Raw genomic sequence first — 14,994 nt, forward strand, 5'->3', positions numbered from 1 at the left:
CGGAAGAAATTTTAGGTAAGATGTATGGAATAAATCGTGATTTAATTAATAAAGAAACAGCTTTTTTAAAACTTGCTGAAAAATATGGAGTAACTCGCCAAAATTTCCTTGATGAATATATAGGATCGGTTATTAATGCAGCATGGAAAGAAAAAATGCTGAAAAATAAAAAAGTCGCTTGGAAAGAGTTAATGACTAAAGAATCGGATTATATAGATCAAATGATTGCTGAATTATCGGTTATAGAATCTAAAACTGGTCTTTTAGTTAATGATTTTAAAAAACTAGTGAATACTATACAAAAAAGCGAGAGACAAACTCTACAAGCAAAAAAAGATATGATAGAAGCGAATTTACGTTTAGTTATATCTATTGCTAAAAAATACGCTAATAGAGGATTGCAGTTTTTAGATTTAATTCAAGAAGGTAATATAGGACTTATGAAAGCAGTGGATAAATTTGAATATCGCCGTGGTTATAAATTCTCTACCTATGCTACGTGGTGGATTAGACAAGCTATAACAAGAGCTATTGCCGATCAAGCAAGGACTATACGTATTCCTGTGCATATGATTGAAACAATTAATAAGATACTACGTACTTCAAGACAAATGCTTAATGAACTCGGATACGAACCCACAGCAACGGAAATCGCTAACCGTCTTTCAATGCCGCTTGATAAAGTGCGTAAAGTCATGAAAATAGCTAAAGAACCTATAAGTCTTGAGAATCCCGTAGGTGATGATAGTGACGGCGGTCAATTAGGCGATTTTATCGAAGATAAGAATGCAGTAGCACCGATTGATGCGGCAATTCAGTCAAATTTACGAGAAGTTACCACTAGAGTACTTGCCACCCTTACGCCTCGTGAAGAAAGAGTGCTTAGAATGCGTTTCGGTATAGGTATGAATACTGACCATACATTAGAAGAAGTAGGGCAGCAATTTAAAGTAACTAGAGAACGTATAAGACAAATCGAGTCAAAAGCTTTAAGAAAGTTACAACATCCTATTAGATCCAAAAAACTTAATAGCTTTAGAAGCGGAGGAAAGCGTGGTGACGGTAATCCATCGGATTTACTAGAAGCATGATAATACTTATACTGTCATCCCGTGATTTAGGATCTCAGGACACGGGCTGTGATACAAGATCCCGTGGTCAAGCCACGGGATGACAGTGGGCTATTATGTATCGATATAAAATTACCATTGAATATTTAGGCACGGATCTTGCAGGTTGGCAAAGACAAGCAGGAGTAATGTCGGTACAGCAGATATTAGAAGAAGCGATTTATAAATTTTCCGGTGAACAGGTGATATTGTTTGGGTCAGGAAGGACAGATGCCGGTGTTCATGCTGTAGGTCAAGTAGCACATTTTGATCTTTCAAAATATTTAGAACCTCACAAAATTATTACAGCTATCAACTATTTTGCAAGACCATATGCCGTAGGAGTATGGAATTGTGAATTAGCCCCCAATAATTTTCATGCTAGGTTTTCGGCTACCTCTCGTTATTATATATATAGAATTATTAATAGACCTTATCCATCGGTAATTGATTTAAATAGAGCATGGTGGATTAGTTCACCTTTAGATGTTCCGGCTATGCAACAAGCTGCCGCCTATCTATTAGGCAAACATGATTTTACTTCATTTAGGACTAGCTCATGTCAATCAAAATCACCGATTAAAACTTTAACTGAACTTAATATTATTAAAGAAGACGAAGAAATAAAATTATATCTTTCAGCCCCGTCATTTTTGCATCATATGGTACGTAATATTGTTGGCAGTTTAGTACTTGTTGGTAAAAATATTTGGCAGGCAGAACAAATTAAAGATGTTTTAGAAGCTAAAGATAGAAAAGCCGCTGGTCCTACTGCTCCCGCCTCCGGTCTTTATTTTGTGAAAGCAGCGTATTAACAACCATAAATTTTGTCATTACAATGCCTCCCTGCATAGACATTGTTATGTGGATACCACCTTGTCATTGTGAGGAAAATTACGAAGTAATCTCAGGATATTTGACGAGATTGCCATGCAAGTACTAAGGTTGCTCACAATGACACCCGGGTATCCATCTACAAAGCACACTCGTAATGACATCCTAAATTAGTTACGACACTGTCAATAAACTGTATAATTTTTCATGGATGTTAGTGAGCTTACCTATATCAGTTCCACCGGCTTGAGCAAGGCTTGCTTGTCCACCTCCGCCGCTGCCACCTAAGAATAAAGAAAGTTTTTTTGCAATTATATCTGCATTGTATTTGTCTGTTATAGCTTTACTCACCGCAACCGTAATAGATAATTTACCAATTCCCTCGGCAATATATACCATTATCAAATCTTCTACTTTTTTTGTTAAATTTTCGGCAGCTTGACGTAATATTTTATTGTCTATATTTCCTACTTTTTTATATAATAGTTTTATTCCTGTTATTTGTGCAGCTTGCTTTTCAATTTGCTCTATACTTAAATCTAAACTAGCTAAAAGAGTGTTTTCTAACTCTTTCTCAACTTCCTTGTTACGCTCTAAGATATTATTAACCTTAGTAATAAGTTCATTTTTATTAGTTTTGAAACTGCTTTCTATCGATTTAAGTAAACTATCCTTTTCTCTCATTAATGTAATTACGAATTCACCGCAAACTGCTTCAATTCTACGAACACCTGCTGCTATAGCACTTTCGCTTGTGATTTTAAAGCAACCGATGTCACCGGTACGTCTGACATGCGTACCGCCGCATAATTCTAAAGAAGTCTCACCCATCTTAACTACTCTTACTTCAGAGTCGTATTTCTCGCCAAACAGTGCCATAGCTCCTTGTTTAACTGCATCTTCAGTTGCCATTAATGTAGTAGTTACTTCATGATTATCTCTAATAATCTCATTTACCTTATCTTCGATTAAAGTGATTTCTTCATTAGTCACAGCTTTAGAATGGCTAATATCAAAACGTAAATAAGTCGGAGCGACTAATGAACCTTTTTGAGTAACATGTTTCCCAAGTACCTCATGCAGTACTGCATGTAATATATGCGTTGCCGAATGATGAATTCTTAAATTTTGCCTATATCTTATGTCTATACTAAAATTAGCATTCTCGCCTACGTTAATCTGCCCCTTTTTCAAAATACATTTGTGGACTATAATAGAACCTAAATATTTTAAAGTATCTATTACTTCTACTTCAGAATCTTTTGCAAATATCGTTCCGGTGTCACCTATTTGACCGCCTGATTCACCGTAGAAAGGAGTTTGGTTGCTGATTAGTAGGAATTGTGTATCTATTTCTTTTATAACATTAACTAAATTATTATTTTTGATTAATGCAATTATTTTACATTTTGCTTCATTAAGTGTATATCCTAAAAACTCCGTGCTACCATGTTGCTCTTTGATATCAAACCACAACTGATTGGTTTTTGATTCACCGGAGCCAAGCCAAGATTTTCTAGCACGTTCTTTTTGCATAAGCATTTGCTCTTCAAACCCTTTGTGATCAACGGCAATATCACGGTTTTTTAGAATATCTTCGGTTAAATCAAGCGGAAATCCATAAGTATCGTATAGTTTAAATGCTACTTCTCCTGATAATTCATTACCTTTTGTTAGCGTTTCTGTTTCTTCGGTAAGAAGTTTGAGACCACGTTCTAATGTGGTTTTAAATCTAATTTCTTCTTGTTCTAAGATACTGCTTATAAAGCTTTCTGCTCTTTTAAGTTCAGGATAAACATTCCCCATTAAATCAACAAGTTTTGGCAGTAATTTATACATTAAAGGTTCTTTTGACCCAAGCATATGAGCATGCCTCATGGATCTTCGCATAATGCGGCGAAGTACGTAACCACGCCCCTCATTTGAAGGAATAACGCCGTCAGCTATTAAAAAGCTACTTGCTCGTAAGTGGTCAGCAATAACTCGGTAAGAAAATTTAGCTTCTCCCTCTGCTTTCACTTTTACTATGTTTTCGGTAAAATTAATTATTTCCTGAAATAAATCTATATCATAATTGTTGTTAACATGCTGTAATACTGCCGTCATACGCTCAAGACCCATACCGGTATCGATAGATTTTTGCGATAATTCTATGCTAGTATCTTTATCGATTTGTTCATATTGCATAAATACCATATTCCAAATCTCGATAAATCTATCACCGTCTTCATCTTTAGTACCAGGAAGTCCGCCATATATTTGTTCACCGTGGTCGTAAAAAATTTCGGAACAAGGACCGCAAGGGCCAGTATCACCCATTGACCAAAAATTATCGTTTGTTTTGATCTTTATGATGCGATCATCCCCAAAACCTGCTATTTTTTTCCAATAAGCAGCTGCTTCGTCATCAGTATGATAAATTGTTGCATAAAGCTTGTCTTTTGAGAGTTCAAATTCTTTAGTCAATAAATTCCAAGCGTAATATATGGCTTGTTCTTTAAAATAGTCACCGAATGAAAAATTACCTAGCATTTCAAAAAAGGTATGATGTCTTGCCGTATAACCGACATTCTCAAGGTCATTATGCTTGCCGCCGGCTCTAAGAGACTTTTGATTAGTTACCGCTTTGTTATAAGGTCTTTTTCCTTGTCCGGTAAAAACATTTTTAAATTGTACCATTCCGGAATTAACAAACATTAAGCTAGGGTCATTGTGTGGAATTAACGAGCTGGCCGGTACATGTGTATGATTATTTGCTTTAAAGTAAGTTATAAATTTACTTCTAACTTCTTCAGTGGTAAATTTAGTCATGGTAAGATATATTATTTAATGTTATGTCATTCCGGAGAGGATCATTTTTCGTCATGGTGAGGAAAATTACGTAGTAATTGTACGTACGCAATCTCGTGCCAAAGTTCTGAGATTGCCACGCTCCTTTTAGTCGTTCGCAATGACGGTTCGGGTATCCACGCAGAAATGACGTCCAGTATAGTAAAATACACTGAATTATGATTAAAATAAATTTATTTATGAAAAATATTTTTGATTCGATCAAATTACATTTTGTTCAATTTGCTACAAAATTAAAAATATTTTCTTTCAAAAGAAAAAAGATTGTGGTGTTACTAGGTAATAAAGGTGTATTTCTTAGTACTTTTCTCGATAATAAATTATTAGATAAATTATTTATCCCTACTCGAGCACAGATAGACTTAAATCCTTATAAAAACTTTTTTAGTAAATTTCCAAAAAGCGATATTTATTTTTTACTTGACGGCAGTGAATGTAAAACACGGCACGATCAAATACCTATATTACAGTCAATAGTTAAACTTGATCCTATTGAACAATTTATTGAAGGTTATTTTAATAAAGAAGACATTATAGCACATTGTGTTTACGAAATTACTACTACCCCAAGTGAAATTTGGTCGACTTTAATTATGTCGTGTCCATTTGAAACACCTTTAAGTGATATAATTTCATGCATTATAGATAAAAGATCTCTTGATTTAAAAGGAATTTACTTTTTAACGTTAGAGCTAAAAGTTATTATAAATAAAATAGTGCAGAATATAGAAAATGATAAATATAACGATTATTTTCAAATTTTTGTATATGCATCACAAGCTAGCGGTATAAAATTTATTATCAAACATAAAAATAATATAATAACAATTAGAAATCTTGAGTATCCATTTGATAAAACAATCGGCTATGTTCAAGGTATTATAGAACAAGAAATTAATGATTGTTTGATATTATTTAAAAACTATATAAGTAATCTTGACCAAAGAGCCTGTATAATTCTTATAGTAGATGAAGAGTTAAAATCTTTATTAGAATCAACAAACTTTGAAGAACGCCCTGTAATCTTTATACCGGTTGATAATATACTAAATAAGCAAACTCTAGAAAAAGAAAGATTTATAGATACGAATATTAGTAGACTGTTTCTAGAATATAAGAGTTTTCCCGCTTATAATAATAATTTAAAATCAATAAAAAAACTAGTTACTATAAAGGATCTGACATTTAAATTATATAGTGCATTACTTATAATATTAATATTAGTGGTTGGTATTATCAAATATAATACAAAACAAAATTACAAAGACATAAACTCTATTAATGAAAAATATTATGCAACAAATCAAGAATATGATGAGATCAAATATAAATATCCTTATATTAAAAATACTACTAGCCTAGCTGATTTATATGTAATAGAAAAATTACTAGAAGCACCGGTACCACTGCCGTTTGATTTACTTAAAAGGCTAATAATTACTTTAAATCCGGCTTTTAAATTAGAAGAAATTAAATGGGAATTAACAAATATAGATAATATTTTGTTAGTTTCTAAGAGACAATTAATAATCAAGTTAATACTTAAATATCATACTAATAATCTATCGGTATATGAATCTCTAAAGATGCTAGATGATCATATGACAAACGTAAAAAATAAATTATCTAATTTGCAGATAGATTATATTATATATAAGGATAAAATACTTGATATATTCGGTAAGGTAGTAATTCCTTTATCAGTTAATATAGTTGATAATAAAACGTAATATTCCATGTCATTCCCACGTAGGCGGGAATGACATAAACCATGCAACGGCACTAATAACCCAAGGTAAAAGTAATGTTTGAAAAATATATTATGTATTTAAAGAATCTTATATTTTTTCAATTTATTATATATTTTTTCTTTATTTCCTTAACTATTTGGATAATAAAAATTTTCCAGCAAGAATACAGTAAATCTATTCTTGATAAACAAGTTTTACAAGAAAATCTAACAGAGGAAGTTTTAAAGCTTTATTCTGTCATTAACTCTAAAGAAGAAATATTAGAATCGTACAAAAAATATGTAGATTTAAGTGTGCCAAGTAGTGTGAGTTGCTTAAATTATCAAGAACTGATTCCTAAAATAAAAAGCTTAAGCAATAAATATGATTTAGTAGAACCTATAGATGTATTTATAAATTCAGTATTTTTTAAAAATAATGTTCAGGAGATTGAAGGAAAAGATGAATCGATTTATGTAAATAATTATAGCATAAATATAAAATATGCATGTGCAGATTTTTTGACTTTTCTAAAAATATTCTCTGAAATTTATTCTTATATGCCTCCTAATACTCTTATATCTTTTGTACGAGTACGTAATGAAGAAGTATTAACACCTAAGAATATATATAAACTTTCAGTAAATCATGCTCCTAATCTTATTTATGCTAAATTGATATTATATATCAGAGAATTAGCCTCAAAATAAATTACCAAAATGAATAATGCAATAGTACTTAATAACGTAAATACTAATTTATTTAAAAAAGATATTGTTAATAATTTTGTCAATAATCTTATGAAATCTACTTGCTCTACTATTGCGAATATGCTTGCTATAGATTATACGCTAAGGCTTAATTCTAAACCAGAGGCTGAAAAATATATTAATAAATGTATTTCTAGACTCAAAAATTATTTAGGTATGCGGGTTATTAACGATGATAATTTTTCCGTAGCATTAGAGTTATTTGCAATAATGATTACTTCTGAAGATGAAAATGAGCAAAATAAGAATAATATTTTAGAGCAATCACAAGATATAATAGCAGAAAATCTTGTAGAAGTTTATTTTGGAGATGACATAAATAGTACCGAAAAAGAAAAAATTAAAAATATATTTAAAACTCTTTTAAAAGAGAAGAATTTTGATAAAATAATAAATTATGCAGAGTCTCACAAAAAATTATTTAAGGCTTCTGTAATGTATGCAATGAAGAAATATAATAATATTGATGAAGCAACCATCTATATAAAGAAAGAATTTAATAAAATATTAGAGATGTCTTTAGTATTTACACAAAAAAGTAATATGTTTAAACAAGCAACTGGAAAAATCGCCGGTGCTGTTTGTGCTTTATTAGTCGGAGCAATCAGTGTTGCGACTGCAGGAGCAGCTTTTTCTATCATAGTTGTACCGGCATCAATTTTTGCCGTCAGATATGCACCTGAACTTGGTGAAAAAATTGGAGGATTAATTTTGAATAATGATAATGCAATAAAACTAGAACAAAGCAATATAGATAAGTTTATAAAAACATTACAAAGTGATAAAGAAAGTCTTCTATCTCAAGAAAAAACAAAAAACATCAAACAAAATATTAAAGTTTCTCCTTCTCAAATCAATGTTAAATTAACTAAGAAAGTGGTTAATGAAAAACATAGATAGGGTATAGTAATTGTGAGAAGAATTACGCAGTAATTCGACGAAGCAATCCAGTAAAAATTCTGTAAATCAGAATTTTTTTAATTATTTTTCTAGATTGCCACATCTCTACGCTCCTCGCAATGACAACTACGGTATCAACGCAAGCAAAGCTATTCGCATGAAATAAAGCTATTTTTACTTGAGCATATAAAATATTACTCTTATTATCTTTTTTTAAAAAAATAACTTAATGAGAAAAGTAGTAATATCCGGTATGACCGGCAACGCTTTAGAATGGTATGATTATGCATTATATGCGCAATTTGCTTATATTATAGGGCAGCATTTTTTCCGGATCCAGAAATGCAAGAGACGTTAACTTTTGCAGTATTTGCTGCAGGCTTTGTAGTACGACCGCTCAGCGGTATTATTTTCGGTAATATAGGTGATAGATTCAGTAGACGTACTGCTTTGGTGATGGGTATTATAGCTATGGCAATACCGACGCCGGGATAGGGCTCTTACCAAGTTATAAAACTATTGGAATTGCCGCTCCTATTATTTTAACTATTATCAGACTCATACAAGGTTTTTCTTTAGGAGGGGAATTTAGCGGTTGTATTTCGTATATTGTAGAACATGCTTCGTTCGAGCAGTGAGGGGACTTGCGGGGAGTAGTTCATTTGTTAGTATGTGTGGCGGTATGCTGCTTGGACTTGGTACAGCAGCCGGTTTTTCTTATTTTATGCATGCCGATATGCTATTTGAATGGGGTTGGAGGATACCTTTTTTATTAGCTCCGTAGGTTTATATATTAGAAAGAACCTAGCAGAAAGTCCTATTTATAAAAAAGCTAAGGGAACAAGGCGTTTAGCACGTTTTCCTTTACGAGAAACATTAACAAAATACCCAAAAGAACTAATTATCGCACTTGGTCTGTATATTACCGTAACTACTCCTTTTTATACTTCTACGGTTTTTATTGGTAATTTTATGCAAACACTCGGTTATACTAATCAGCAAAGCACAATTGTTAGTAGTATAATATTAATCGTAATGATGATAGTATTTCCTATATCTGCGTATGTTTCGGATAAGGTGGGGCGACATCCTGTACTAATATGGGGGATTATCTTGTTAATTTTATCAGTCTATCCTATTTTGTAGCCTTAGGGTCGATGAATTTTACTTTAGCTATAATAAATCTCAAGTAATATTTGCTGGAGTTATTAGCATCTATATGGGGCCTATTCCAATGGTTTTAGTAGAGATATTTCCGACTAGCATAAGATTTACCAGTGTTGTACTTTCATACAACCTTGCAGCTGCTATATTTGGCGGTACTGCTCCAATGTTAGCAATGATGTTAACGAAAGTTACTGGAGACAATTATGCTATTGCATATTATTTAATTGCACTTGCCTTGTTATCTTCTATAATTCTAAAATTCTATAAAGAAACCTATAAAAAGAATCTAGTAAATTAATATGAGCGAAGTTTTTGAAATACCAAACGGTGAAAGCAAGGTTTTACTCCATTGTTGTTGTGCTCCTTGTGTTGGCCCTTTAATGGAAAAAATGATCGATACCGGCATTAAGTTTATGCTTTTTTTCTATAATCCTAATATTCATCCTAAAAAAGAATATGAGCTTCGTAAAAACGAAAATATTAAATTTGCCGAGAAACATAATATAAAATTTATCGATGCAGATTATGATCCACAAAATTGGTTTAGGCGTGCTAAAGGGATGGAGTTTGAGCCTGAGAGAGGTATACGCTGTACAATGTGTTTTGATATGCGTTTCGAGCGTACGGCTTTATATGCTTATGAGAATGGCTTTAAAGTTATAACTAGCTCGCTTGGTATTTCTAGATGGAAAGATATGAACCAAATTAATGAATCAGGAACTAGGGCGGCATCTCATTATGAAGGGGTGACCTATTGGACTTATAATTGGCGTAAAGATGGCGGTGCTAGCAGAATGTACGAAATTGCAAAAGAAGAGAACTTTTATAAACAAGAATTTTGCGGCTGTGTTTATTCTTTCCGTGATACTAACGATTGGCGAGTAGCAAACAATCGTCCTAAAATCGAGATCGGCAAGGAGTATTATTAAGACCTCAAATTAATAAAAAAATATTTTATTTTTTTGCATCTTTATATTATAATAATCTAGACAATCTAGCTATATGAGGATTTTATATGAATAAATGGCAGTTACACGAAGCAAAGAATAAGTTAAGTAATATTATTGATATTGCAATGCATGGTACCCCTCAATGTATTACAAAAAGGGGTAAAGAAGCAGTTGTAATTATTAGTATAAAAGACTATAAACAACTTACTAAACAAAAACCTGATTTCAAAGAATATTTATTGAGCATACCTAAGACAGATAATTTGGATATTCAGAGAGCAAAAGGATATGCTAGAGATTTTGAATTATGAAATATTTATTAGATACTAATGTTGTATCTGAAATTCAAAAGAAAACATCCAATTCTCAAGTAGCAGCATGGTTTTCAATTATTCATTCTAGCCAGTTATACTTAAGTTGTATTACTATCGGCGAAATAAGAAAGGGAATATCAAAATTAGCAAAGAAAGATAAAATAGCAAGTTTGAAATTAGAAAAATGGTTAGAAAGAATAATAATAGATTATAATGAAAGAATTCTTAATATTGACAAAGAAATATGTGAGGAGTGGGGTGAATTAATGAGTATTGATAGTACGAATGTAATCGATGCTTTAATAGCTGCACAGGCAAAACAAAGTAATATGATACTAGTTACTAGAAATATTAAACATTATAATATGTTTAATATAAAAATATTTGATCCTTTTAGCTGATCAAAATTTTCTTTCCCAATAATAATACCCTATGAAAAAACTATCATTTCAGCAAATTATTCTGACATTACAAAATTATTGGCAGGATTATGGCTGTGCAATATTGCAACCTTACGATGCCCATGTTGGAGCCGGTACGTTTCACCCTGCAACTGTACTTCGCTGCCTTGGTACTAAACCTTGGTCTGTTGCATATGTTCAGCCATCAAGAAGACCAGGAGATAGCAGGTATGGTATGCATCCTAATAGAATGCAGCATTATTATCAGTTTCAAGTTATCTTAAAGCCGTCTCCGGATAATATTCAAGAGTTATATCTTAAAAGCTTAGAGTGTTTAGGCATAGATTTAAAAATTCATGATATCAGATTTGTTGAAGATGATTGGGAGTCGCCAACCTTAGGTGCTGCCGGGCTTGGCTGGGAAGTATGGTGTAACGGTATGGAAGTATCGCAATTTACTTATATGCAGCAAATCGGTGGTATTGAATGCCGTCCCGTTGCCGGTGAAATCACTTATGGACTCGAGAGGCTTGCTTTATATATTCAAGGTGTTGATGAAGTAAGAGAGCTTGATTGGAACGGGCAAGTAGGCGAAAAAGCTTTAAAATACGGTGAAGTGGATTTCGAAGCTGAATGGCAATTTTCAAAATATAATTTAGAGCTTGCCGATAGTGCAATGTTACTGCGACATTTCAAGGATAGCGAAGACCAGTGTGAGAGATTAATCAAAGCTAATTTACCTATGCCGGCTTATGATGAATGCCTTAAGGCAAGTCATGCATTTAATCAACTAAATGCACTTGGAGTAATCAGCGTCACTGAGCGTGCTTCTTATGTTTTAAGAGTGCGTCATTTAGCTAGAATTTGTTGTACAAAATGGTTGGAGATGAACAAGTGAGCGAGTTATTATTAGAACTATTTAGCGAAGAAATTCCGGCTTTTATGCAAAAAAATGCTGAAGAGGGTTATTTAAATATATTCACAAAAATTTTTGAAGAAAACGAAATATTTGCAAAAGTACAAGTATTCGCGGGACCTCGCAGGATAACGCTGCATGCTACCCATTTGCCAAAGATAACTTTGCCAAAAGAGGAAGAAATTAAAGGACCAAGCATAGAAGCTCCGGAAGCCGCTATTAACGGCTTTTGTAAAGCTCATAATGTTAGTAAATTAGAGCTTCCTACTAAATTAATTAGTAATCAGCTATATTATTTCTTTGTCAAAAAAACAGAAGAAAGAGAAATAAAAGAGATTTTGCCGGAGATTATTATAGAGGCTATTAATAAATATAGCTGGGCAAAATCGATGTTTTGGGGTGATTACAAAATAAAATGGATTAGACCTCTGCGAAATATTTTATGTATATTTGACGGCGAAATATTACCGATGCAATTTGGGCATTTAACCGCTAATAATATTACGTATGGGCATCGTCTTACTGATAATAAAAAATTAGAAGTAACAGATTTTGAAGATTATAGAAATAAGCTTTTAGAAAATCATGTTATTTTAGAAAGAGCAAAGAGAGAGGCAATAATTAAAACCGGTTTACTGAAACTAGCAAAGTCTCATGAGTTAATTATAAAAGAAGATAATCGTTTAGTAGAAGAAGTAGTAGGGCTTAGCGAATTTCCTGTTGTGCTGCTTGGAAAAATACCGCAAAAATTTTTAGAGTTACCTAAAGAAGTACTTATTTCTTCGATGCGTACGCATCAGAAATATTTTTGTTTATTTGATAAAACAGGAAATTTTACACCGTATTTTCTCTTTGTCAGTAATGGCAGATTTACAAATGCTGAACTAGTTATTCAAGGTAACGAGAAAGTTCTATCGGCACGTCTTTCGGATGCTTTATATTTTTGTAAGCAGGATATAGCTAAAACTTTAGAATCAAGATTAGGCCAATTAGAAGCTGTAACATTTAATGCAAAGCTTGGTAATTTAAGAGAAAAAATTGAACGCATAACCGATATTTGTAATTATATAGCTCCAAATAATAAGGATTTGATTACAGCAGCTAGACTTTGCAAAAGTGATCTTGTTTCTGAGATGGTCAGGGAATTTCCTGATTTACAGGGGATTATGGGTTATTATTATGCAAAACATGAAGGACTAAATGCAGAAATAGCCGCTGCAATTAAAGACCATTATAAACCGCAAGGTTTGAGCGACAATGTACCAAGTGGAAATGCGGCTTTACTTGCTTTAGCCGATAAGCTAGATAGTTTAGTAGGTTTGATGATAGCAGGGGAAACACCAACAGGCTCAGGTGATCCATATGCCTTAAGACGTCAAGCTCTTGGTATAATAAGAATAATACTTGAAAATAAATTAGAGCTAAATTTTAATGATTTAATTAATTTTTCTATAAACTTATATAAAGATTCATCTAACGAAAATAAGAATTTAATAATATCTTTTTTTGAAGAAAGAGCAAAATTTTACTTTAAAAATGACTATGATATTGCGTTAATTAATGCAGTTCTTGACTTAAATTTAGTAGATACAAACTTTAAGCTTGATGAGTTAAAAGAATTTTTAATAGAAGACGCAGGCAAGCAATTATTAAATGCTTACAAACGAGCTAGCAATATAATTGGTGATCAGAAAATTACCGGCTTAGTTGATGCGAGTCTCTTTAGTACACAACCTGAAAAAGAATTATTTGAAGTAATCCAAAAAATTTCTCCGCAAATTATAGATAGTATAGCTGATAAAGATTATAAGAAAGCCTTAAATTTATTATCGTCTCTATTAACTCCCATTACTAGCTTTTTTGATAATGTACTCGTTAATGACTCTGATCCAAAGATCGCTCAAAATCGTTTGTCGTTATTACAGAATATTTGTGAATTATTTGATAAAGTAGCTAAGTTTAACCGCTTATGATAAACAAAGCAGTTCAATTTATAAAATCAGGTAAAGTGGTTGTTTTTCCGACTGAAACAGTCTATGGGATTGGTGCGGATGCCACAAATAATGAGGCGTGTTTAAAGATTTTTCAGTTCAAAGAGCGCCCTGCTATCAATCCGCTTATCGTGCATGTCTCCTCCATAGAGCAAGCAAAGGAAATAGGGGAGTTTGACGATTTAGCTACAAAAATAGCAGAAAAATTTTGGTCTGGACCATTATCTATAGTTGTCCCTTTAAAAGAGAATGCAAATATTGCCCCTAGCGTAACAGCAGGACTAAATACCATAGCACTTCGGATACCATCTTATCCTGTAGCGTTAGAGCTTATCAAACAATCAGGCATACCTATAGCTGCCCCAAGTGCTAACCCTTCAAACTATATTAGTCCGACTAACGCTGAGCATGTCACAAAACATTTTAAGGATAATCAGGAAATTTTTATTTTAGCACCTGAAATCTATCAATCTAAATATGGGCTAGAGTCAACGATAATTGATACAACAACTGTTACTCCTACTATTCTTAGAGAAGGGTTTATAACTGTTGAAATTTTAGGAGAAATACTAGGGATAGAAGTTTTAAAAGCATCAGAGACAAGTACTATAAAAGCTTCGGGAATGCTTGCAAAACACTATTCACCAAAAGTACCGGTTAGGCTAAATGCTATAAATTTAGAGGATAAAGAAATCGGATTAAACTTTAGCAATAGCAATCTTACAGGAAGATTTTCATTAAACTTAAGTGTAAAAGGTGACTTTATAGAAGCCGCTGCAAATCTTTATGCTTATTTAAGAATACTTGACGATTATGCTGCATCTCATGATGTAAGAGGTATAGCAGTTAGCCCTATACCTCAAGTGAATATAGGGGCTGCAATTAATGATCGCCTAAAACGTGCCGCAAAATCATAAATTTCGGCGTTCTATTCGCCTTAATAGCTTTTTGATGATATTTGGTAATTACATAGTTATCGTGCGGTTTTAAATAATCGTTTTTATTTATAATTTCAAAATTACTGTTCTGTTGTATTAACTCTATTGCTTCATAAAAATAATT

Annotated in this window: 12 protein-coding genes and 2 pseudogenes; 12 read left to right on the plus strand and 2 right to left on the minus strand. The window is 32.5% G+C overall.

Annotation, left to right across the window (positions count from 1 at the left end):
• Together rpoD and truA are read left to right on the plus strand one after the other, a co-directional pair.
• On the plus strand, positions 1 to 1,091 hold a 1,091-nt coding region (rpoD, locus tag BG75_RS09340; protein WP_252903549.1), incomplete at its 5' end, for an RNA polymerase sigma factor RpoD.
• Positions 1,092 to 1,186: 95 nt separating this feature from the next.
• Entirely contained in the window at positions 1,187 to 1,924 is a 738-nt protein-coding gene (gene truA / locus BG75_RS01030) for a tRNA pseudouridine(38-40) synthase TruA (protein ID WP_062811107.1), read from the plus strand.
• Between the two features lie 193 nt (positions 1,925 to 2,117).
• On the opposite strand, the gene alaS is transcribed toward truA, so the two are convergent.
• Positions 2,118 to 4,754 carry an alanine--tRNA ligase gene (gene alaS / locus BG75_RS01035; protein WP_062811108.1) on the minus strand — a complete coding sequence of 879 codons (2,637 nt, stop codon included), beginning with the start codon at positions 4,752 to 4,754 and terminating at the stop codon, positions 2,118 to 2,120.
• 197 nt (positions 4,755 to 4,951) lie between these two features.
• On the opposite strand from alaS, the gene BG75_RS01040 reads away from it, so the two are divergent.
• The 10 genes and pseudogenes from BG75_RS01040 (at position 4,952) to BG75_RS01085 (ending at position 14,849) form a co-directional block, all read left to right on the plus strand.
• Positions 4,952 to 6,523, plus strand: a complete 1,572-nt coding sequence (locus BG75_RS01040; RefSeq protein ID WP_062811109.1) for a hypothetical protein — start codon at positions 4,952 to 4,954, stop codon at positions 6,521 to 6,523.
• A gap of 74 nt (positions 6,524 to 6,597) precedes the next feature.
• Positions 6,598 to 7,233 (plus strand): hypothetical protein, encoded by a 636-nt coding sequence (locus tag BG75_RS01045; RefSeq protein WP_062811110.1) that lies wholly within the window; start codon positions 6,598 to 6,600, stop codon positions 7,231 to 7,233.
• A 9-nt stretch (positions 7,234 to 7,242) separates the two neighbouring features.
• Positions 7,243 to 8,193 (plus strand): RP853 family protein, encoded by a 951-nt coding sequence (locus BG75_RS01050; protein ID WP_062811111.1) that lies wholly within the window; start codon positions 7,243 to 7,245, stop codon positions 8,191 to 8,193.
• Positions 8,194 to 8,422: 229 nt separating this feature from the next.
• Positions 8,423 to 9,658 (plus strand): annotated as a pseudogene (locus BG75_RS08095) (MFS transporter).
• Between the two features lies 1 nt (position 9,659).
• Complete coding sequence (locus tag BG75_RS01060; protein ID WP_062811112.1) at positions 9,660 to 10,289, plus strand: epoxyqueuosine reductase QueH; 630 nt, start codon at positions 9,660 to 9,662, stop codon at positions 10,287 to 10,289.
• 86 nt (positions 10,290 to 10,375) lie between these two features.
• On the plus strand, positions 10,376 to 10,621 hold the full coding sequence (locus tag BG75_RS01065; protein WP_012151425.1) for a type II toxin-antitoxin system Phd/YefM family antitoxin: 246 nt from the start codon (positions 10,376 to 10,378) through the stop codon (positions 10,619 to 10,621).
• On the plus strand, positions 10,618 to 11,025 hold the full coding sequence (locus BG75_RS01070) for a type II toxin-antitoxin system VapC family toxin (protein ID WP_062811113.1): 408 nt from the start codon (positions 10,618 to 10,620) through the stop codon (positions 11,023 to 11,025). Before BG75_RS01065 ends, BG75_RS01070 begins: the two co-directional genes overlap by 4 nt.
• A 31-nt stretch (positions 11,026 to 11,056) precedes the next feature.
• On the plus strand, positions 11,057 to 11,923 hold the full coding sequence (locus BG75_RS01075) for a glycine--tRNA ligase subunit alpha (protein WP_062811114.1): 867 nt from the start codon (positions 11,057 to 11,059) through the stop codon (positions 11,921 to 11,923).
• Positions 11,920 to 13,914, plus strand: a complete 1,995-nt coding sequence (gene glyS / locus BG75_RS01080; RefSeq protein ID WP_062811157.1) for a glycine--tRNA ligase subunit beta — start codon at positions 11,920 to 11,922, stop codon at positions 13,912 to 13,914. Before BG75_RS01075 ends, glyS begins: the two co-directional genes overlap by 4 nt.
• Positions 13,911 to 14,849, plus strand: a complete 939-nt coding sequence (locus BG75_RS01085) for an L-threonylcarbamoyladenylate synthase (protein WP_062811115.1) — start codon at positions 13,911 to 13,913, stop codon at positions 14,847 to 14,849. Before glyS ends, BG75_RS01085 begins: the two co-directional genes overlap by 4 nt.
• Here BG75_RS01085 and BG75_RS09345 read toward each other — a convergent pair.
• Positions 14,815 to 14,994 (minus strand): annotated as a pseudogene (locus BG75_RS09345) (protein-(glutamine-N5) methyltransferase, release factor-specific); the annotation flags it as partial. The gene BG75_RS01085 and the pseudogene BG75_RS09345 sit on opposite strands and share 35 nt — an antisense overlap.

Origin of the sequence: Rickettsia endosymbiont of Proechinophthirus fluctus (assembly GCF_001602635.1) — a bacterium.
Taxonomy (GTDB): Bacteria; Pseudomonadota; Alphaproteobacteria; order Rickettsiales; family Rickettsiaceae; genus Rickettsia; species Rickettsia rickettsii.

What these genes read in the sequence shown, in the direction of transcription:
- BG75_RS01070 (WP_062811113.1), top strand. Translation starts at nt 10,618, where the DNA reads ATGAAATATTTATTAGATACTAATGTTGTATCTGAAATTCAAAAGAAA.
- truA (WP_062811107.1), top strand. Translation starts at nt 1,187, where the DNA reads ATGTATCGATATAAAATTACCATTGAATATTTAGGCACGGATCTTGCA.
- BG75_RS01075 (WP_062811114.1), top strand. Translation starts at nt 11,057, where the DNA reads ATGAAAAAACTATCATTTCAGCAAATTATTCTGACATTACAAAATTAT.
- BG75_RS01045 (WP_062811110.1), top strand. Translation starts at nt 6,598, where the DNA reads ATGTTTGAAAAATATATTATGTATTTAAAGAATCTTATATTTTTTCAA.
- BG75_RS01060 (WP_062811112.1), top strand. Translation starts at nt 9,660, where the DNA reads ATGAGCGAAGTTTTTGAAATACCAAACGGTGAAAGCAAGGTTTTACTC.
- BG75_RS01085 (WP_062811115.1), top strand. Translation starts at nt 13,911, where the DNA reads ATGATAAACAAAGCAGTTCAATTTATAAAATCAGGTAAAGTGGTTGTT.
- BG75_RS01040 (WP_062811109.1), top strand. Translation starts at nt 4,952, where the DNA reads ATGATTAAAATAAATTTATTTATGAAAAATATTTTTGATTCGATCAAA.
- BG75_RS01050 (WP_062811111.1), top strand. Translation starts at nt 7,243, where the DNA reads ATGAATAATGCAATAGTACTTAATAACGTAAATACTAATTTATTTAAA.
- BG75_RS01065 (WP_012151425.1), top strand. Translation starts at nt 10,376, where the DNA reads ATGAATAAATGGCAGTTACACGAAGCAAAGAATAAGTTAAGTAATATT.
- alaS (WP_062811108.1), bottom strand. Translation starts at nt 4,754, where the DNA reads ATGACTAAATTTACCACTGAAGAAGTTAGAAGTAAATTTATAACTTAC.